Genomic DNA, 18,938 nt, shown 5'->3' with positions numbered 1-18,938 from the left:
TTATTCTCCCTCAGTCGTGGTCGCAGCTTCGACCTTTTTCTTAACGCCTTTAGCTTTCAAGGCATTGGCGATGATATCCGGATGGTACTTTTGGAAGTAAGCATTGTAGATATCGCGGGCGATAGGTACGCCCCCGGTATTACCGTGGCAGGAGTGCTCTGCCAATACGGCTACTACAATTTCCGGATTTTCAGCTGGCGCATAAGAAACGAACCAACCGTGATGTCGCATATGAATTGGACGAGCTGTACAGCTTGCATGGATCTGATCTGCCGAGAAACCCATAACCTGTGCTGTTCCGGTTTTACCGGCGAACTCAACGCCAGGAACCTTCCAGTAGCGGGCAGTACCGCGTGGACCATTGGCAACCAGACGCATACCTTCCTTCACAACTTTGAAAGTTTCCGGAGTGATCTTAATGCCATTAGGTTGAGTTTGCTGCAAATCACGAACTACCTGCGGGAAGTTTTCACGCAAGACTTTGCCGTCCTGATCCAATACTTTGCGAATGATAAATGGTTTAACAACTTTACCTTCTGTTGCAATCGCATTGTATGCAATCGCCATAGAGATAGGAGTTGTCGTCACGAAGCCCTGACCGATCGCTGTACTTAGATTTTCCCCCGGCTGCCATTCTTCGCCAACCGCAGATTTTTTCCAAGCCGAGTTCGGCATGATGCCCGAAACCTCTCGGCTCAGCTCAATGCCAGTCTTCTGACCGATACCCATTGGATTGATGTAGTCATACATCTTATCCACACCCAGGGCGATACCCATCTTATAGAAGAACACGTTCGAACTTTGTTCGATCGCCTGGAAGACCGTGATATTACCGTGACCCTGTTTCAAGGAGTCATGGTACGGACGGCGACCAAAGTAAAACACACCCGGTGCCGGAACGATTGTGGTCGGTGTAATCACTTTTTCACTAAGAGCTGCCACTGCAACCAAGGGTTTGAAAGTGGAGCCCGGCGGGTTGTGATCCTGAATCACCTTATTACGAAGAGGTTTAAACGGATCGTTGATCAATCGGGACCACGTCGACGGAGTAATACCGGTTGAGAATTCGTTCGGATCAAATGACGGAGCAGAGACCCACGCCAAAACTTCACCGTTCGTTCTCATCACCAGAATACTTCCGATGTGACCGCGATTATCGATGCCTGTCACGGTGAAGGCTTTGTAAGCGGCTTCCTGAATATCACGGTCGATTGTCAGAACTGCATTGTTCCCGTGAACCGGCACCTGATCGCGGATTTGTTCGCCGTAAATATTCGGAGTCTGAGTCACAGCCTCGCGACCATGGGCATCGACCTGAATAAAGCTGATACCGTCAGTTCCACGGATATCGCGCTCCAACGTCTCTTCAAGTCCGCTCTTCCCGATGATGTCACCCTGGTCAAACTTCATGAAGTCTTTGTACTGCTCGTTAAAGATAGGAATTTGACGTTTGGAGATCTCGCCCACGTAGCCAAACAGTTGAGCACCGTTTTCACGAAGCGGGTAGTAGCGCACGATAGATTCGCGGATCTCAAGTCCCGGAGTATCCAGACGAACACGTTTCAAACGGAAAACCTCTTCACGGCTTAGGTTTTCTTTAAGACGGATCTGTGCAAAAGGACCATTTTGACGACGGCTCTTTTGAACTTTCTGAATTACTTTCTCAGGATCCATGCCCAGGATCGGACCAATGGTTTTTGCCAGGTCTGGAAGGGCCTCAATATATTGAGGTGTCAACAAAACCTCAAAGCCCGGAAGATTCTCGACCAGAACTTTTCCATCACGATCCAGCATCAAGCCACGGGGTGCGGTGATTTTGTTTTGTTTAATACGGTTTTTTTCCGAGAACTCGCGAAGCTCATTACCGGAGATGATCTGCAAATACCACAAACGCATCGTCAAAATCGTGAACGTCAAACCGATCACGATATAAAACATGCGGTAACGGCTGTGATATTCCTTAGCCTCATCAGGATTACTGACATAAGTACTCATAGGTCCAATCCTCCCGGCTCATGCACAAGCTCATCTTGAGTAAGCTTGTCGATTTTTGCCAGGATCCAATACATCGGAAGCGCGAACGAAGGCGTCAGAATAATCTGCACCAAACGATCCACGATCTCGAAACTAGCAGGGTTTTTCTCCAATACCATGGAGAGTAGGAAGTAAATTAGATGGTAAGCCACTGCCGAGAAACCACACATAATTGTATAGTATCCAGCGCCACTCCAAAAGACGCGACTTTTGATTCCATAGACCAAGGTAAATAAAATCAAAAGCGAGAACAGCATCATTTTAAGAGGCATGCCTGTGAATATGAGCAAAATCGCACCCATCGCGTAAATCGTGAAGATCGCCGGAAAAGGTTTACGATAAAGAGTCAGATACACGATCAGATTCAGCCACAAAAGCGGAGCAGGGACATTGCCGAAAAACTGAAACCACAAAGTGGTCTGGATTCCTGCCACTATCAGCAGAATCGCCAGCAATATGAAAAAATTCAAAGTCGCATTCCAGCGGATTTTCACTGTTGAGTCTCCTGAGGTTTAGCTGCTGGAGACGGTTTCGGTGTCGCTTTAGGAGTTGCTGCCGGAGTTGTCTGTGCCGCTGGTGACGTAGCTGGCGCAGTCTCTGGTTTTTTCACTGTTGGCGTTGTTGCTGTCGCTGGTTGGTTTACCGGGGGAGCATCAGTGCCAGGAGTTGCTGCAGCTGCGGCAGCGGCTTCTTCTGTACCGGCGGCAGCCTGCGGAGCAAACTTATCGCCGAAGTCTTCTTTGGAAGAATCGATGATGATAAAGACCTCTTCCACTTTATAAGGATCCACAACCGGGCGCAAATCCACTTTCAAAGAGACGCTGAAAGTTTTTCTTTCCACCGACTCAACAATCGCAACTGGGAAGCCCTTAGGGAAGATGTTGTCCAGGCCGCCAGTGACTACCAGGTCGCCTTCCTTAACGTCTTCAGTGCGCTCGACATATTTCAAAGCACAGCTCGTTTGGCTTTTGCCTTCCACGATCCCGTGAGCGCGGGTTCTTTGCACGATACCGTCAACCACTGCGTAACGATCTGTGATCAACATGACGTGTGCCGTGAAGGGCTCTGGTTTAAAGATGTAACCCAGAACACCGGCCGTCGTGATAACGGCCATGCCGCTTTTCAAACCATCCTGAGTACCTTTGTTGATGGTGACCGTATTGTGATCGATAACCAGATCACGGCCGATCACTTGCGCCGAAGTCAGTTTCATTTTGGTAGTTTGCTTGAACTCCAACAATCCACGCAGACGATCGTTTTCGATCTGCAATTCGTTCATGGATTGCAAACGACTTTGCAGCTCGTTGTTGGCGCTGTGCAGTTGTTCGCTTTGTTTCTTAATATTAATCAAGTCCACATACATTGCGGTGGTGTCCTTCACTCCGTGGCTGAAGCCAAAGAATGTTTCGGACACAGCACTGCCTAACATGCTGAAGGGCTTAACCAGCCAGTGCGATTCTTGAGGGCGTTGCTGCATGTTGATGGAAATGAGTGGCAAAGCCAAAACGATTCCGATGAGCACAAGTTTTTTGAGATCAAAGTTGAAAAAGTTCAAATGTCACCTACCTAATACTTTCCAACGCTATCAAAAGAGTTAAGGAATTCAACAATTTCCCCTTGAAAATTTATAAAAATAGTTGGGTAATGGAGCGGCTTGTTTTGAAGACTGTTTCAGGAAGGAATATTTATGAGCGAAAATATGGCAGATAAAATGAAGAGAAAGCTGAATGCGAAGAGCGTTACGGCGATGATTCTTTTCGGTGCGATCATTCTTACTTTCGTGTTTATGGACGCCGGAGCGCGCATGGGCATGAGTGTTGGATCTGTCGCTCGTGTGAACAACGCGTTGATCTCAGTTGCTGACTTCCAAAACGAAGAAAATCGCGTTTCTGAGTACTATAAATCCATCTTCGGAAGCCAAATGGACTTTAGCTCCCAGCGTCAACTGCTTAAGCAGCAAGCGATCGAGAACTTGATCCGTATGGAATTGGTTTCTCAAGCTGCACAAAGCGAAGGCATTTTGGCCACTGACGCAGAAGTTCGTGATTTCATCGTCAAAGACGTTCCGTTCTTCCAGCAAAACGGACAATTCCAACGTGAATTTTACACTCGCTACCTTGAAGGCACTCGTACTTCTCCGGGCGACTTTGAAAACAAAATCAGAAAAGACATTGCTAACATCCGCACGCGTCACTTGTTTGAGATCGCCAGCCGTACTTCTGCAGCTGAAACAGCAAAAATGCAGGAGCTTCGTGGCAGCAAAATCAACGTGGCCTTCGTAAGAATTGACGAGGAAGCACTGACAAAAGCCATGACTAAGGAAAAAGCAGAAGCTGCTATCAAAGCTTTGGACGAAGCTTTGGCAAAAGGTGATGAAGCTGCTGTGAACGCTCAGTTGAAAGAGATGAAAGCGACTTGGGATGAAACTGGTTTCGTTGAAATCGGTGCAGATTCCTTCCCTAAAATCACCAGCCGTGTTGCAACGGATTCAATTTTTGAACTAACCAAAGCAGAGCCTGTGTTGAAACGCCTGGTTCGTGATGGCAATCAAAAATTCGTATTGAAACTTAAAGAAACAAAAGTTGAAGGCATCAAATCTGTTGAGCCAATGTCTCTTGAAATGGCGCAAAAACGTCGTGGCGATGGCATGTTTGAATCTTGGGTGAATCAATTCCGCAAAGAATCCCACGTGACTACGAACAAACAAGTATTGGACATGTAATCCAATGCTTCAGTTCGTACGAGAAATTCCAGTTTCCATCGTACTTCAATCAGCCTCGTCCGCAAGACGGGGCTTTTTGTTTCATATGGCCGTGGGTTTTTCGAAAGAGGTGAACCCCTTATCAGGCATGACCGTCAATCTGATGTTGGTGGATGCGTGGCTGGGGAAATTAAAAGCCGATCTTGAAAGTACTGCGTTTCACTCCAGGTCCGATAGCTTGAGTCATGCTTTTGCCGAAATCATGGCGGTGGCAAGATTGAATCTGATCGAGCAATGTGAAGCTGAAGAGGCTCAGCTTATCAGCATTTCTTTTCGCGAAGAGCGTGGTTGGAGTTTTTCCTGGCAGCATCTGCAGTCGCCGCAGGAAATGACGGTCACTCAACCCCATTTTCTGGAAGCCTTCCTGCAAAACACCGCAGACTTCGGTTTGTTGAAAGTGGAGTTTGCGTGGAATCGGGTGGCTGATTGTGAAGCTGATTTCTCCCATGAGGGTTTTAAGATTTTAAAAACCATCAGTGCACGAAGTGTATCGGAGCTTGCAGACAAGCTTGCACCTTTGAAAGAATTTCGTCTTTCCAGCGGCAGTTCTTTGCAGGAAATACATATCAAACACCTCTCATGGCAGTACTGTTTATCTCTGTAAAAGCATATATTCGAGTCCAAGTGACTCTTTGCGTTTTATGTCGATTCTTGACTGAAACCATGAGCATATTCGCCGGGAACTTTCGGGGGAGTGTTCATGAAAGCAGTGGTTGGCATTTTGTTGATGTTAGCGGGAGCAGAAGTTCAGGCAGAGATGGTTTTGTCTCCGGCCTATACGCAGGAGTTTTGTATGCAAAACTTCAATGCCTATGGTCCAATCTATGCGCCTAATACCACTGAACGCATGGAGTGGATTGGCTCCCTTCTGCAAGCAGCTCCAAGATGCGGCGTTATTCAGCTACAGGAAGTCTGGAATAATTCAAATATCAATCAGATCGAAAATGCTCTTAAGTACAACTACACAATCAGTTCTCCGAATCGTGAAAATAAAATCGGTGTGATGTCTTTGTTTGATGGTGTCATCAAAGACACTTGGACTTACCAATTCAAGATCAATAATCTTGGTGGTTTTCTGGACGAGATCCGTGAAACTTTCGGGGTGACTAAGGCCTTTCACATCGTGCAGGCACAGTTGCCAGCCATGGGCGAGGACTTTTATTTCGTAAATACTCACTTGCATCCGACGAGCACTGAAATTCGCATCACGCAAATTATCGACATGCTGAACTGGCGTTTGCAGAATCCTTCGTTGAAGATGCTGATGTCCGGGGATTTTAACGCTAACGAAAAATCTTTCGAGCGTGAATTCATGATGACTGTGATGGGGCTGCATGACTCTTTCGCGGAAGCTTTGGGTGGCAGCTATCCGCCGGGGTACTGCTCTTACTGTGAAACCAATCCGCACAGCTGGATGCCGGGAAATCACATGTTGGACTATATCTTTGTTTCCAACGTCGGCGGCGCAAATACTAAGCTTCAAGCCCTGGCTGGTGAGCTAAATATGCGCGGACCTTTGCGTGACCCGTTGTCTGACCACTACGGTGTTCGGGTTCAATTTAAGCTCGCACCAGGGGGGACAGATTCATTGACGGGTGTTCAGTGGATTCAACGCCGAGATAAGGTATTGGCCGTTCTGGCCCAAGCTCAGCAAATACTTGTCGATTATGATGACCGTGATTTGGAACCCTATATTGCGCAACTGCAGGGTTTCAGTGCGCAAATTCAGACTCAGCAAGGGTCTTACTATCAATATTTTGGACAGTACCGATAGAAATTACAGCCGGGGACCCTTTTTTCCTGTTTCATGATAGGTTTCCCGGGATTCATTCTTAAGGAGATTTCCATGACTAAAGCACTTTCTCTTCTTGCGGTATTAGCAATTTCTGCTTTTACTTTTTCTGCAAACGCTGACGTTAAAAAACCAACTCTGGTTTGTAATTTCACTGAGCCATTCATTCAGATCGTAGTGTTGGCTAAGGGCCAAACAATTGGCACAGTGGGTGACCATGTAGCGATGCGTGCTCCAGGTCAGGACACGGTAATGGGTGCGATCGAAAGCACTTCCATCAAAGACGGTGTGAACACTTGGAAGTTGTCAGGCGAAGGCCTTGATCAATACGTCCTTGATATCGTTTTCGGTAAAAAAGGCAACGACGGTATGTCTGATAAAGAATACGAGTTCGAAGGCATCCTAAGAACACCAGACGACCAATTCGTATTGTACGGCGGCTGCGACCTAGTGAAATAGGTACGGACACACTTTTGGTAGCAACACTGCGCTAAAATAAAAAAAGGCTGGATAATTTCCAGCCTTTTTTTATGCGGTATTTGCTACCAAAAGTGTGTCTTCACCTCTGGCGCGACCTTTTAGTCCAAGTGTTTTGGAGTGAAGGCTTCCGGGAAGATGTCGGCGAACTTGAATGTTTTCATTTTGCCAGACAGGTTCGCGGTATAGATCACAGTGTCTTCGCTGCCGAACTCTGCGATCACTTGGCGGCAGAAACCGCAGGGTGGCCATGGTTTGTCGGCATCGCTGATGACCATGACTTCTTTCACTGATTTTGAAGAGCCTTCGCTCACGGCTTTCCAAAGTGCCACGCGTTCAGCGCACACGGTTCCGCCGTAAGAGGCGTTTTCGACATTGCAACCGTTGAAAATTTGACCGTCAGCCATCAATACTGCAGCACCGATGTGGGCACCAGAGTAGGGAGCATGAGCACGTTTTTGTGCAACAGCTGCGGCATCGTAGAGTTTCTTTTGCATGTCGTTCATAGTGATCTCCTAAGGTCGCGGTTAAAGCGGACTAGTAGTCTCTAATATTTTGCTGAGTTCAATCAAGGGTAATCCTTGGATCGCTGTAAAATCCTGGGATTCGATTTTGGAAAACAGCATAATTCCGTGCTTTTCGATCTTATAGCTTCCGGCGCAGTCCGTCGGCATATCCAAATCAACATAGCGTTCGATCTGTTCACGACTCATCGCTTTCATGTGCATGCGTGTGATATCGGTATAAGGAATCGCCTTTTCGCCGTCAAAAACGCAGATCGCGGTTACTAGTTCGTGGGTTTTGCCCTGCATACTTAAAAGTTGCTCGATGGCTTTTTCGCGGGTGTGTGCCTTACCAATAATGTGACCTTCAAAGGAGACCAATTGATCTCCGCCGATGACGACTTTTCCTTCGCCTTTAAGGCTTGCGGCTTTCAGGTAAGCCAGGTGCTCGGCCAAAGCGCGCGGGGCAAGGGACGGATCCTTTTCCTTGTCTTCGTCAATAAGGGGCGGTTGTGCGCTAAAAGGCACAGCCAAACGAGAGAGAAGTTCTTGTCTATACTTGGAAGTTGAAGCCAGGATCAGTTGCTTTTTCATGTTATCGGTTATATTTCAATTCCGCTGTAAAAACTATAAAAACAGAGTCTTTACAGGGATTTTGCGGTACAACGCTGACCTATAAGGTTGAACTATGACGAACAAACATCTACCAGACGTCGCTAAAGAAACTCATACTGAAAAATTCGCTCCCATCGACTGGGTGGGTATGGGTTCCATCGAACTTCCCATTATGCTGAAGCAAGCAGACGGCGTGTACCGCATTCCGGCTCGCGCTGATGCCAAAGTCAGCCTTGATAAAAAACCTTCTCGTGGCATTCACATGTCGCGCCTGTATTTGATCACTCAGGAAACTCTCTCCAAAAAGGAAATGTCCCTGGGCCTTTTGGGTCAGGCGACAGATGAGTTTTTGAAAACTCACGAAGATCTTTCCACGCAAGCCTTGGTGCAGGTGCAGTTCGAAGCTCCACTGGTTCGTAAAGCTTTGAAGAGCGCAAACCAGGCATGGCGCTCTTATCCGGTGGTATTGTCAGCTTTCAACGAAAACGGCGTTAAGAAATACTATGTTGAAGCGGTGATCACTTACTCTTCCACTTGTCCTGCTTCAGCGGCGCTTTCCCGCCAGTTGATTCAAGATAATTTCAAACAACAATTTGGTTCTGACTCTTTGGATTTTGACGTTGTTCATCAGTGGTTGGGAACCACTCAAGGGATCGTTGCGACCCCTCACGCTCAGCGCAGCTTTGCTCGCGTGAAGGTGGAAGTCGGACCAACTTACGACTATGCGAAGATCATCGACGTGATCGAGGAAGCTTTGCAGACAGCAGTTCAGGGCGCAGTTAAGCGCGAGGACGAGCAGGAGTTTGCACTTCGCAATGGTCAGAATTTGATGTTCTGCGAGGACGCAGCACGCCGTGGTAAAGAGGCTTTGGATAAACAGAGTGATATTCTGGATTACGTAGTTGAGTTCAGCCACGTTGAGAGTTTGCATCCGCATAATGCGGTTTCCCATATCTCTGCCGGGAAAAATTTACGCACTTTTTGAAATCTAACTGATAATGATTGTCAGAACTATGGACTTTGACCCCGGGGGCGTCCTATAAATCTTTGTTCGAGGAGCCACGCATGGGAAGAGATTCCGTACCAGTTTTGCCAAGACAACATGACGAAGACATTGTGATCCATCACGATCCATTTGATGAGGCAGAACTTAAAAAGATCATTCGTGCGCTAAACCTTAAGGTAACCAGCCAGCGTATGGCCATCCTTAAAACTCTTCACGAAGGCCGCCGTCACGTAACTGCTCAAGAGCTTTACGAAAAATTGGCGAAGGATCATCCTGAAATCGGTTTTGCAACTGTGTACCGCTTCCTTCGTACATTGACTGAAGGCGCTTTCGTTACTGAAGTGCGCATGGGCGGCTTGCCAGCTCGTTACGAACTAACTCCTAAAGGTCACCATGACCATTTAACGTGCGTGAAGTGCGGTAAGATCTGCGAATTCGAAAATCGCGCGATCGAACAACTGCAGGAAAAAGTCGCGAACCAATTCGGCTTCGCACTAACTCACCATATCTTGGAACTTTACGGCGTGTGTCCAGAGTGCCAAGCAAAAGCTAATAAATAAAAAAAAGGCCGCTCGAAAGCGGCCTTTTTAGTTTTCAACTATTCACAAGGCTGTGCGACCAGATCGCAGGATGTTCCGACATCCCAAGTGGTAAAATGTACTTTGCCGTTTTTGCCAAGGACTGCCTCCATTAAACCATTGTCGCCGCTGTCAAAGTGGCGGGAATTAATCTTAGAAATAATTCCTTCAGCAGATCCCGTATAGCAAACGGAAGCCAGACGATAACAATCCACCCAGGCAGAAGTGCTGTAGTCGCAAACATTGATTCGGGTTTGATTTTTTTGAACTGCCTGAAGGCAGGATTCCTGCGCAAAGCCGGCAGAAGAAGCAAAGAAAACAAAAAGAGCGAAAACGTTTCTCATGGAAACTCCTTGTAGTTAGTTTTGTGAACTATTCACAAGGACCTATCGAATACCAACCCTGATCCCCAAAAACAACCGCAAATCCCAACAGCGTACCCGGAATTGTCCAAAGGGTGGCTGGCGCCTTCCGGGAACGCGTTGCGTTGGTAGGGTGGGTTTTTGCGATGCGTGGGGACGGGTTGCGGTTGTTTGTGTTGGGGGTTGTGCTTAGACTGCTTTTTACGAAGGGCCGCCGGTTTGCTTATGTTGGGCGAGTGGCTCTTGAATGGGATTGCGTTTTGTCGGTTGAGAAACTTTACGAACATTTTTTTAAACCTGAGGTGCGTAAGCAGGGTCGCGAGGACTTTGCTGCGGGCTTGGCCGTGCTTTCTGTGGCGGGAGATGCTCGTATTGAAGGTTTCGTTAAAGCTTCAAAACCAGTTCGCGTGCTTTTTGTTTCAGAAAGTATCGCCAGCAATACTTTTACTGTGGACTGCATGTGTTCATCAGCCTCTAAAGGGACATTTTGCAAACATATCTGGGCGATCCTTCTGCAAACGGAAAAAAAGCATCCGGATTTTTTAGATTCTAAAACGAATCTGGAAAAAGGTTCTTTGTTCGTCGTGGTGGAATCACCATTTAAGGCCAAACAGGCAGAGTTTAAAAAGCTTCAGTATCAAAAACAAAAAGAGCGAGCGAAAGCCCAGCGCCAGGAAATTAAAAACAAGGCTAAGGGAGTTTCCAGCAAAGTTTCCAAAGGCACAACGTTTTCTCAGGATGTTAATGCGGCCTTTGAGTTTTTCTCCCTGAATGGCTTTCCGATGGAAAATGCCCTGGATGAAGAGTCACTTAAAAACGCCAAGAAAGTTTTGGCGCGTGTGTTCCACCCCGACAAAGGCGGCACCCATGACGAGTCAGTGATTTTAAATCAGCATTATCAAATTCTTATGGATTATTTGAACTAGGGGAACATTGTATTCCCTTTTTGCTGGGGTTTGTTCTGACTCCAGTTTCGCTGGCACAGCAGTTGCTATGGCGATTCTCACGTTTAATTTACACAATTTAAAAGGAGAATCCCATGAAACTTACAAAAATGTTTTTAGTTGCGGCTGTTGTTATCGCTTCATCACGGTCTTTTGCGGCAAGTGTTTGCACCGTTACCTACAGTCGCCAAACGTGCGACGGCAAAATAGTATCCGGTGATCCAGTTAAAGGTATTAATTTGACGGCGACTCTTCAGGATCTGGTTACGCGTGGCTATAAAATCGTGAGTAACATCAGTACAAGCGACGTTTCAATTCTATATACCCTGGTAAAAGAATAGCATCATTCAGAACTGGAAAGGCCCTGTCATACTTTCGGGGCCTGTATGTGTGATGCGCCAAGGCGTTAGGCCTGAGAGTTGTGTCGTCCCTTAAAGCGGCGTACACTGTCAGGCTATGTCACAAGCTGAAGATGGAATCGTAGTAAAAGGCGCCAAAGAGCATAATCTAAAAGATGTCAGTGTGACCATTCCACGTAATAAGATCACGGTTTTCACCGGATTAAGTGGCAGTGGAAAATCATCGCTGGCATTCGATACGGTCTATGCCGAAGGCCAGCGTCGTTACGTTGAAAGCTTGTCAGCGTATGCGCGAAATTTTCTTGAGCAGCTAAAAAAGCCCGAAGTGGATTCCATTACGGGACTTTCACCAGCAATTGCCATCGATCAAAAATCCGTCAGCACCAATCCGCGTTCAACCGTGGGAACAGTGACCGAGATTTACGATTACCTTCGTCTGCTTTACGCCAAGGTCGGAGTTCCGGAATGTCCAACCCATCACATTCCTGTCAGCAGTCAAACTCCGCAGCAAATTATCGATGATGTTATTAAGAAAGGCCAAGGCGCAAAGTTTTACGTTTTGGCGCCGATGGCATCCGGAAAAAAAGGGGAGTTCTTAGCCGAGTTCCAACGTTGGGCAAAGAAAGGTTTCGTTAAAGCCAAGGTCGATGGAAAAATGATCGAACTGGATAAAGCCACGAAGCTTGCGAAAACCAAAACCCATGATATCGACTTGGTGGTGGATCAATTGATCCTCAAAGACACCATGAAGCATCGCTTGAGCGAAAGCATCAACACGGCTTTATCCATGGCGAACGGCCGCGTGATTATTGAAACTTTAGACGGGGAAAGAACGAACTACTCCCTGCATTCCGCGTGTCCTATCTGCGGTTACAGCTTCCCTGAAATCGAACCCCGTATGTTCAGCTTTAATAATCCGCGCGGTGCCTGCCAGACCTGTAATGGCCTGGGCACTTTGGATTTGGAAGAGGAAGAACAATTCTCTGACGGCGAAGTCGGTGGTAAGAAGCTGGATAAAGTCGTTTACAAATACAAAGGCAAAAAAGCTTCGGATGATGATGACGAGGACGGCGAGGAAATGGTTTTGCATGACTGCCCGGACTGTCATGGCTCGCGTCTTAGACCGGAGGCCTTAAACATTAAGGTCGCAGAAAAAACTATTTCTGAACTGGCAGTGATGAGTGCCGAAGACTTGCGTGAGTTTTTATCCACCATCAAATGGCGCAACAAAGATCAGTTGATTGCCGAAAAAATTGTTAAGCAAGCCACCGATCGCCTGGATTACATGATCCGCGTTGGTACCAGTTATCTTTCAATGAATCGTTCCTCCCGCACACTTTCGGGCGGGGAGGCACAACGTATTCGTCTGGCGACTCAAGTGGGTTCGTCCCTTATTGGTGTATTGTATGTGATGGATGAACCAAGTATCGGTTTGCATCCACGCGACCATCATCGTCTGCTGGATATCATCGGCGAACTTAAAGACCGTGGTAATACGATCTTGTTGGTCGAGCATGACGAAGACACCATTCGCTATGCCGATTTCGTCGTCGACTTAGGACCCCGCGCGGGGCGTCTGGGTGGCGAAAAAATGGCGCAAGGTACTCCGGAAGAGTTGGAAAACAATCCGAACTCTTTAACTGGAAAATACCTTAAGGGTGAAGTGCGCATTCCGGTGCCAAAACAACGACGTCCTGGCAACGGTCAGTTTATTGAGCTTAAAGGTGCCACTGGCAACAATCTGCAAAATGTGGATTTGAAAATCCCATTGGGCACGTTGACGGCGGTCACAGGAGTTTCTGGTTCCGGTAAGTCTACGTTGATCATTGATACGCTTTATAAAATTCTCGCGCAAAAGTTTTACAAAGCTCACGCCGAGCCGTCTCCGTTTAAGAAAATCGAAGGTCTGGATAAGATCGACAAAGTTATCGATATCAATCAGCGACCGATTGGGCGCACACCTCGTTCAACGCCGGCGACTTATGTGGCGTTATTTCCGATGATTCGTGATCTATTCGCAAATTTGCCGGATTCAAAATTGCGTGGTTACGAACCAGGTCGTTTCAGTTTCAACGTTAAGGGCGGGCGCTGTGAAACCTGTATGGGGCACGGCCAGATTCGCGTCGAAATGCATTTCCTCAGCGACGTCTTTGTGACCTGCGACACATGTTTGGGTAAGCGCTACAACCGCGAGACCCTGAACATTAAGTACAAAGAAAAGTCTATCGCTGATGTTCTGGATATGAGTGTTGCCGAAGCATTGGATTTTTTCAAAAACCACAATCACATTCATCGTAAGCTTGAAACACTCCACCGCGTGGGTTTGGATTACATGACCCTGGGGCAAAGTTCGACGACGTTATCGGGTGGTGAAGCCCAGCGTGTGAAGCTGTCCAAGGAACTTTCCCGTCGTGGAACTGGCAAGACCTTGTACATTCTGGATGAGCCAACAACCGGTTTACATTTTGACGACGTCAGAAAGCTGGTAGAGCTGCTGCAAGAATTGGCAGATCAGGGCAATACCGTGCTGGTTATCGAACACGCTATGGAAGTGGTGAAGACCGCAGATCATGTGATTGATTTGGGACCTGATGGCGGTAAGCACGGCGGTCGCATCGTAGGGGCGGGAACTCCGGAACAGGTCGCAAAAATTAAAGAAAGCGAAACCGGAAAGTTCTTGAAAAAGATCCTTAAATAGAATTACTTGTTGGAATGCTTAAATATTTCACAGGTTCTATTTTTATTACGATCATTGGTCTAATTGCGTCTTTCTTCGTCGGTCAGTATTACGGCGGAACAGTGGCTGCAGGTCTGCAGGCGTTGTTCATCGCATCAGTTCTGGCCGTTCTGGAAATTTCCCTGTCATTTGATAATGCCATCGTGAATGCCACGGTTCTAAAAGACATGACTCCGGTTTGGCGTCATCGCTTTTTAACCTGGGGTATGTTGATTGCCGTGTTCGGTATGCGCTTGGTATTCCCTTTGGGAATCGTTGGTGTCATGGCAAATATCAATCCGTGGGAAGCCCTGGTTATGGCAGCAAAACGCCCGGATGAGTACGCGGCGCTGATGCTTGCTGCTCACTTGGAAGTGGCAGCCTTCGGTGGAGCTTTCTTGTTGATGGTGGCACTAAGATTCTTCTTTGATGCGGAAAAAATTGAACACTGGGTTTCTTCAGTGGAAAAGCCAATGGCCTTCCTGGGGCGTATTGAAGCCATTGAAATCGGCGCAGCCTTAGTTATTCTGATTACCATTTCGCATTTCATGCCTCAGCAAAACGAAGCCTATGCCTTCCTGAAATCCGGCTTGGCGGGTTTGATTGTGTTTGTCGCGGTGGACGGTATCGGTGCTTTCATGGAGGCGACCGAAGAAACTATGCACAACGTTCATAAAGCCAGTGCTGCGAGCTTCCTTTACCTGGAAGTATTGGATGCGTCTTTCAGCTTTGACGGTGTGGTAGGGGCGTTTGCAATCACTCACAATCTTTTCATAATCATGATCGGTCTATCGATCGGTGCTTTCTTCGTCAGAAGTTTGACAATTATGTTCGTCGAAAAAGAAGCCTTGGCTAAGTTTGCATTCCTTGAGCACGGGGCTTTTTACGCGATCTTCGTTCTTTCCATGGTGATGTTGACAGCACCCTTCGTGCACATCCCTGAATGGGTGACGGGGCTATCTGGGGCGGTTATCCTTTTGGTGGCGTTCCTGTGGTCTTTGAAGAAGGGTCACCAAGAATCTGCATAGCAGAGGCTCCCATAATGATCAGAGCGCCGAGACCCTGAAACCAGGACAGGCGCTCTTGTAAGAGCAGGAATCCAAAGAGCGCAGCAAACGGGGACTCCAGCAGGAAAATCATGCTGGCCGTTGAATCCGACAGAATCTTCTGCGCTCGAATCTGAATCGAAAATGCGATGATGCTGGATCCTAGTCCCAGCATTCCCACTCCCAGCCAGGATTCCCATGGCGCTGTAAACACCACGGTCTTTTGAAATAAAAGCAGTGGCGCCAGTAAAATCAAAACCCAGATTGATTGGAAATTATTAAAGCGAAAGGCGTTGTCGACTTTGTTGGTGATTTTACCAATGTAGATGATATGTCCTGCTGCCAGCACTGAGCTTGCCAAGGTCCAAAGGTCACCGATGTTGATGTCCTGGATGTTGGCATCCATTAAAATAAAGGTCCCCACCAATGCGACCAGGGCCAGAACATAGTTCAAGGTGCTGCTGCGGGATTTGAAAATCAGAGTGTTGATCAAAGGCACAAGAATGACATACAGGCTTGTGATAAATCCGCTTTTTGTGGCAGTTGTATACTGCAGTCCAATGGTTTGCAGGATCATCAGCCCACCCAGGAAAAACCCGGCAGGCAGGGCCTTTTTAAAATCCGAAACCATGGAAGGCAAGCCCGGTTTTCTGAAATAAAGATAGATCAGCTCGCCAAAAACCGAAGCGATTAAAAAACGATAGACCAAAGTTTCTGCGGGAGTGAAAGCGCGCAGGGCAAATACCGTCGCAACAAAACCAAAGCCCCAAAGGGCTCCGGCCAGAATCAACTCAATAGCTGCGCGATTTTTTGTTAGCACTTTCTAGTCGAAAGCTTCCGACCAGATTTTGTTTTTCTCGATACCGTCGACTTCGATCAATTGGTGTTTAACTTCTTTGATCATGCCGCCGTTACCACACATGTAGAATGTAGTCGGGATGTTTTTGTAATCAAATTCCGAGATGAAGTTTTGGATGTAACCTTTTTTTCCAGTCCAAGTTTCCTGCGGACGGCTCAGAACGAATTCGTATTTGAAATCAGGAAGCTCTTTGGCCAACGCTTCAAGTTCCGGTTGGTAGTACATGTCTTTTTCGCTGCGTACGCCAAACAACATGCGGTAACGAAGATTTGGATACTGCTCTTTTTTGGAAAGCAGATAACAAATGTGTTGGGAAAGGCCAGTGCCTGTGTTCAGGAAAACAATTTGTTTTGTCGGCGGTTCCTGGAAGAATACTTTTCCGAATGGGCCGGTGAAGTTTAAAGTTTCGCCGCCTTGAAGGTTCCAAACAAACGTCGAGGCCACACCGTTTTCGACGAATTTAAAAAGAAGACGGAAGCCGTGCGGGTTTCTGTCATCACTGGAGATTGAGTAGGCGCGCAAAACAGGTTTTGCTTCCCCTTGGGGAACATTCAACATTACAAATTGACCAGCCTTGAATTTGAATTCAGCGGGGCTCTCAGTTTTCAGAACCAATTCACGAACCGTCGGCGTGTGATCGATGATTTGTTCGACTTTCATGTGGTAAACCGTGCGAGCTGAAGACATTCTTTCTCCTTCGAATTAGAGCCATTCATAATCCGAAAATCATAGACAGTCCAACAATTTAGCTTGTTGATTACGAATCAATTAAATAAACTTAATTGCAGTGAGGGAGCCTTCGTGAATAGTGCACAGCATCTGATTTTATCTCTTCTGGCAGCTTTGAGCTTTTCTGCTCACGCACAAGACAATCTGGATGGCGTTGGCGCGATGGATGAAAATCCTGCCCCGCATCAGTCCACGGTCAAATCCGCGGCAAACAAAGAATATAACAAACCCATGTTTTTCGATCAGATCGATAATGGCGTCACTTTGCCTCCCATGGAACTGGAATACGATCTGACCGTTCAAAGCGGCAAAACTTTGAAAATCGGTCCCGTGGTTTTGAATCAAAATACCTTTAACTTTCAATTAATGCCGTTGGGGCAGGCACATCCTCAACTGGTGAAAGTGATGCCTCCGGATCAAAGAAATGCGGAAGCATTGATTATCGATTGGCCCGTGGAAATTCTGGGGGGAGCTTCCCTGGAAATGATTTCGCGTACCGGAAACGTGTTATGGCAGTATGAGATCAAAGAGGCCGAGCAGAAAAAGTGGACCACGCAATTACAAGCTTGGCGTGCAAGTTTATTGGCGCAAAAGGTGCCGCCAACGGAGCTGACATCTTCCGGATTTTTCGGCAGTGCTTTTGCGATTCAAAATTTCAAAGAGGCGGGTTCGCCTTTTGGCAAACTGAATGAGATCTTTCGCTTCTGTCTGTCTCATCAGGTCGGGCGTGGATACACTCGCTTGTGTTCACAGTGGTACGGTAACCAAAAGCTGCCGGACGGAAAAGTCGTCTTGGGTAAAGCCCGCGTTGATGCAACAACTCCGCGCGTGCTACTGAACAACAACGAAGCAAGCCTTCGTCAGTCGACTGCGGCGCCCTCTGAGGGTCCCACTTCTTTTTTTGCAGAGCTTGCCACGGGCGAAAGCTACGAGTTTTTGGTTGAGCCTAACAAACTGCAGCTGATGGATATCGCCGATACGGCAAGACCAGGTGTGGTGCGTATCGTGGGTTACGAGACCCGTCCTCTAGGGCGTTCGGTCTTACTAAATCCAGATCAATATTTAAAACTCACAAAGATGATCGGCTTTGAATCGACAATCGGGGATGAGCGCAAATACTGGGCAGCAGCGATTCAAAAAGATGATGCGAAAGTTTATCTTCCCGGCAAAGGCGGCGGTGTGTTTAAGCAGCGCTTTGATCTGTCGGTGGTTCCGCGTCGTCAGTCGCGACTTTATCTGCATGAGAGAACTCCCACAGGAACTTACAGCAACAATATCAAAATTTTCGGACGTAAGCTGAAGGAAGTTTCTTTGAACACAGTCCAAAATTCAGTGACTGTGGAAAAAGACGAGCCTCAGGAATTCATGTGGAGAATCAAGGCCACTGACCGTGGCGAGATCAACCGCTCCTACATGAATCTGGATTACGAAGGTCAGGAATATCGTTCATACTTTGAAATTTACAAAGGTTTCCCGCGCGAGCTTTCAGCGCGCTTGTCGGTGGCTCAATCTTCCTCTGACTTCGTTTTCATGGGAGAAGTAGCTTACAATCAGTGGTTCGAGGATCTGTTTTCATGGACCAATTATTGGTTGTCCCGCCAGCGTTGGGGGATCAGTGTTAAGTACTTCCGTTCAGTAAATGAAATCAAAGTCAGCACCGCGGGCAGAACTGCTCCGCTGGATGTGTTAACTGCGGATTTGAAATATCGCTTTGTTCCGGGCTTGTGGAATCGCGATGAAACCGTGGGGCTGATGGCCTCTTATCAAAGTGTTAATTTCGGAGAGCTTGCGGCACCTATGATGGGTGGCGGAGTTTTCTGGGCGCGTTCCATGCCGAAGCTGTTTGATGATGTATTTAACCTGGTGCCTTTGTTCCGTTATCCAAAATGGGTGGATGTGGAGTTCATCTATTACGCACAAAGTTTGAAGGACTCAGTGAAATTGAATTCCTCGATGTCTTTGAACTTCCACGGTAAGGTTCTTTGGACTGACACATTATTTGGCGAGGCGGGATTTGGTATCAAACGTTATGCCTTTGTTGACTCGGTAAAAAACCAAAAAGCAGAGCTAAATACCTTCTACGGTACGGTGGGGATGGGGCTTAGCTTCTAAAGTGAGTGCCCCTCTGTGTTTCTGTGTCTAAATAGTAAACAACTC

At 47.2% G+C, this 18,938-nt stretch carries 19 protein-coding genes; 11 read left to right on the top strand and 8 right to left on the bottom strand.

What is annotated here, in order from left to right; translation table 11 throughout:
• Genes mrdA through mreC form a run of 3 tightly spaced genes read right to left on the bottom strand, consistent with a single transcriptional unit; the run spans position 1 to position 3,556 of the window.
• Complete coding sequence (gene mrdA, locus ACLWNV_RS11690; RefSeq protein ID WP_413584619.1) at positions 1-1,995, bottom strand: penicillin-binding protein 2; 1,995 nt, start codon at positions 1,993-1,995, stop codon at positions 1-3.
• A complete protein-coding gene (locus ACLWNV_RS11685; protein WP_413584618.1) occupies positions 1,992-2,528 on the bottom strand; it encodes a hypothetical protein in 537 nt (178 codons plus the stop codon). The genes mrdA and ACLWNV_RS11685 overlap by 4 nt, the downstream gene beginning before the upstream one ends.
• A complete protein-coding gene (gene mreC, locus ACLWNV_RS11680; RefSeq protein ID WP_413584617.1) occupies positions 2,525-3,556 on the bottom strand; it encodes a rod shape-determining protein MreC in 1,032 nt (343 codons plus the stop codon). Before mreC ends, ACLWNV_RS11685 begins: the two co-directional genes overlap by 4 nt.
• Before the next feature lie 165 nt (positions 3,557-3,721).
• Here mreC and ACLWNV_RS11675 point away from each other — a divergent pair, with 165 nt between their 5' ends.
• The 4 genes from ACLWNV_RS11675 (at position 3,722) to ACLWNV_RS11660 (ending at position 7,046) form a co-directional block, all read left to right on the top strand.
• Positions 3,722-4,756: a SurA N-terminal domain-containing protein gene (locus tag ACLWNV_RS11675; RefSeq protein WP_413584616.1), complete on the top strand. Its 1,035-nt coding sequence runs from the start codon at positions 3,722-3,724 to the stop codon at positions 4,754-4,756.
• 4 nt (positions 4,757-4,760) lie between these two features.
• Complete coding sequence (locus ACLWNV_RS11670) at positions 4,761-5,399, top strand: hypothetical protein (protein WP_413584615.1); 639 nt, start codon at positions 4,761-4,763, stop codon at positions 5,397-5,399.
• Between the two features lie 96 nt (positions 5,400-5,495).
• Positions 5,496-6,569 (top strand): endonuclease/exonuclease/phosphatase family protein, encoded by a 1,074-nt coding sequence (locus tag ACLWNV_RS11665; RefSeq protein ID WP_413584614.1) that lies wholly within the window; start codon positions 5,496-5,498, stop codon positions 6,567-6,569.
• 72 nt (positions 6,570-6,641) lie between these two features.
• On the top strand, positions 6,642-7,046 hold the full coding sequence (locus ACLWNV_RS11660) for a hypothetical protein (protein WP_413584613.1): 405 nt from the start codon (positions 6,642-6,644) through the stop codon (positions 7,044-7,046).
• A 119-nt stretch (positions 7,047-7,165) separates the two neighbouring features.
• Here the strand turns inward: ACLWNV_RS11660 and cdd are convergent, their stop codons facing one another.
• Complete coding sequence (cdd, locus tag ACLWNV_RS11655; protein ID WP_413584612.1) at positions 7,166-7,570, bottom strand: cytidine deaminase; 405 nt, start codon at positions 7,568-7,570, stop codon at positions 7,166-7,168.
• Positions 7,571-7,591: 21 nt separating this feature from the next.
• Positions 7,592-8,161 (bottom strand): Maf family protein, encoded by a 570-nt coding sequence (locus tag ACLWNV_RS11650; protein ID WP_413584611.1) that lies wholly within the window; start codon positions 8,159-8,161, stop codon positions 7,592-7,594.
• Positions 8,162-8,255: 94 nt separating this feature from the next.
• Between ACLWNV_RS11650 and folE2 the strand changes: the two genes are divergently transcribed.
• Both folE2 and ACLWNV_RS11640 read left to right on the top strand, forming a co-directional pair.
• A complete protein-coding gene (gene folE2 / locus ACLWNV_RS11645; protein WP_413584610.1) occupies positions 8,256-9,167 on the top strand; it encodes a GTP cyclohydrolase FolE2 in 912 nt (303 codons plus the stop codon).
• Between the two features lie 80 nt (positions 9,168-9,247).
• The gene (locus ACLWNV_RS11640) at positions 9,248-9,748 is read left to right on the top strand and encodes a Fur family transcriptional regulator (protein ID WP_413584609.1); all 501 of its coding nucleotides are present in this window, start codon (positions 9,248-9,250) and stop codon (positions 9,746-9,748) included.
• A gap of 38 nt (positions 9,749-9,786) precedes the next feature.
• Here the strand turns inward: ACLWNV_RS11640 and ACLWNV_RS11635 are convergent, their stop codons facing one another.
• Entirely contained in the window at positions 9,787-10,110 is a 324-nt protein-coding gene (locus ACLWNV_RS11635) for a hypothetical protein (RefSeq protein WP_413584608.1), read from the bottom strand.
• A 254-nt stretch (positions 10,111-10,364) separates the two neighbouring features.
• Between ACLWNV_RS11635 and ACLWNV_RS11630 the strand changes: the two genes are divergently transcribed.
• The 4 genes from ACLWNV_RS11630 (at position 10,365) to ACLWNV_RS11615 (ending at position 15,175) form a co-directional block, all read left to right on the top strand.
• Positions 10,365-11,054 carry a hypothetical protein gene (locus tag ACLWNV_RS11630; protein WP_413584607.1) on the top strand — a complete coding sequence of 230 codons (690 nt, stop codon included), beginning with the start codon at positions 10,365-10,367 and terminating at the stop codon, positions 11,052-11,054.
• A 113-nt stretch (positions 11,055-11,167) separates the two neighbouring features.
• Entirely contained in the window at positions 11,168-11,413 is a 246-nt protein-coding gene (locus tag ACLWNV_RS11625; RefSeq protein ID WP_413584606.1) for a hypothetical protein, read from the top strand.
• A 115-nt stretch (positions 11,414-11,528) separates the two neighbouring features.
• Positions 11,529-14,129, top strand: coding sequence for an excinuclease ABC subunit UvrA (gene uvrA, locus ACLWNV_RS11620; protein WP_413584605.1), 2,601 nt, complete (start codon positions 11,529-11,531; stop codon positions 14,127-14,129).
• 14 nt (positions 14,130-14,143) lie between these two features.
• The gene (locus tag ACLWNV_RS11615; protein ID WP_413584604.1) at positions 14,144-15,175 is read left to right on the top strand and encodes a DUF475 domain-containing protein; all 1,032 of its coding nucleotides are present in this window, start codon (positions 14,144-14,146) and stop codon (positions 15,173-15,175) included.
• Here ACLWNV_RS11615 and ACLWNV_RS11610 read toward each other — a convergent pair.
• Positions 15,117-16,013: a DMT family transporter gene (locus ACLWNV_RS11610; RefSeq protein WP_413584603.1), complete on the bottom strand. Its 897-nt coding sequence runs from the start codon at positions 16,011-16,013 to the stop codon at positions 15,117-15,119. The genes ACLWNV_RS11615 and ACLWNV_RS11610 overlap by 59 nt on opposite strands.
• Positions 16,014-16,016: 3 nt before the next feature.
• The gene (locus ACLWNV_RS11605; protein ID WP_413584602.1) at positions 16,017-16,739 is read right to left on the bottom strand and encodes an FAD-binding oxidoreductase; all 723 of its coding nucleotides are present in this window, start codon (positions 16,737-16,739) and stop codon (positions 16,017-16,019) included.
• A 114-nt stretch (positions 16,740-16,853) separates the two neighbouring features.
• Between ACLWNV_RS11605 and ACLWNV_RS11600 the strand changes: the two genes are divergently transcribed.
• A complete protein-coding gene (locus ACLWNV_RS11600; RefSeq protein ID WP_413584601.1) occupies positions 16,854-18,893 on the top strand; it encodes a hypothetical protein in 2,040 nt (679 codons plus the stop codon).
• Positions 18,894-18,938 lie beyond the last annotated feature (45 nt).

Source organism: Bdellovibrio sp. HCB274 (assembly GCF_047306075.1).
Lineage (GTDB): Bacteria > Bdellovibrionota > Bdellovibrionia > Bdellovibrionales > Bdellovibrionaceae > Bdellovibrio.
This window is presented reverse-complemented; position numbering and strand designations above follow the sequence as displayed.

Excerpts from the sequence above, each read along its gene's own strand:
- mrdA (WP_413584619.1), bottom strand. The coding sequence starts at position 1,995 with ATGAGTACTTATGTCAGTAATCCTGATGAGGCTAAGGAATATCACAGC.
- ACLWNV_RS11675 (WP_413584616.1), top strand. The coding sequence starts at position 3,722 with ATGAGCGAAAATATGGCAGATAAAATGAAGAGAAAGCTGAATGCGAAG.
- ACLWNV_RS11670 (WP_413584615.1), top strand. The coding sequence starts at position 4,761 with ATGCTTCAGTTCGTACGAGAAATTCCAGTTTCCATCGTACTTCAATCA.
- ACLWNV_RS11665 (WP_413584614.1), top strand. The coding sequence starts at position 5,496 with ATGAAAGCAGTGGTTGGCATTTTGTTGATGTTAGCGGGAGCAGAAGTT.
- ACLWNV_RS11660 (WP_413584613.1), top strand. The coding sequence starts at position 6,642 with ATGACTAAAGCACTTTCTCTTCTTGCGGTATTAGCAATTTCTGCTTTT.
- cdd (WP_413584612.1), bottom strand. The coding sequence starts at position 7,570 with ATGAACGACATGCAAAAGAAACTCTACGATGCCGCAGCTGTTGCACAA.
- ACLWNV_RS11650 (WP_413584611.1), bottom strand. The coding sequence starts at position 8,161 with ATGAAAAAGCAACTGATCCTGGCTTCAACTTCCAAGTATAGACAAGAA.
- folE2 (WP_413584610.1), top strand. The coding sequence starts at position 8,256 with ATGACGAACAAACATCTACCAGACGTCGCTAAAGAAACTCATACTGAA.
- ACLWNV_RS11640 (WP_413584609.1), top strand. The coding sequence starts at position 9,248 with ATGGGAAGAGATTCCGTACCAGTTTTGCCAAGACAACATGACGAAGAC.
- ACLWNV_RS11635 (WP_413584608.1), bottom strand. The coding sequence starts at position 10,110 with ATGAGAAACGTTTTCGCTCTTTTTGTTTTCTTTGCTTCTTCTGCCGGC.
- ACLWNV_RS11625 (WP_413584606.1), top strand. The coding sequence starts at position 11,168 with ATGAAACTTACAAAAATGTTTTTAGTTGCGGCTGTTGTTATCGCTTCA.
- uvrA (WP_413584605.1), top strand. The coding sequence starts at position 11,529 with ATGTCACAAGCTGAAGATGGAATCGTAGTAAAAGGCGCCAAAGAGCAT.
- ACLWNV_RS11615 (WP_413584604.1), top strand. The coding sequence starts at position 14,144 with ATGCTTAAATATTTCACAGGTTCTATTTTTATTACGATCATTGGTCTA.
- ACLWNV_RS11605 (WP_413584602.1), bottom strand. The coding sequence starts at position 16,739 with ATGTCTTCAGCTCGCACGGTTTACCACATGAAAGTCGAACAAATCATC.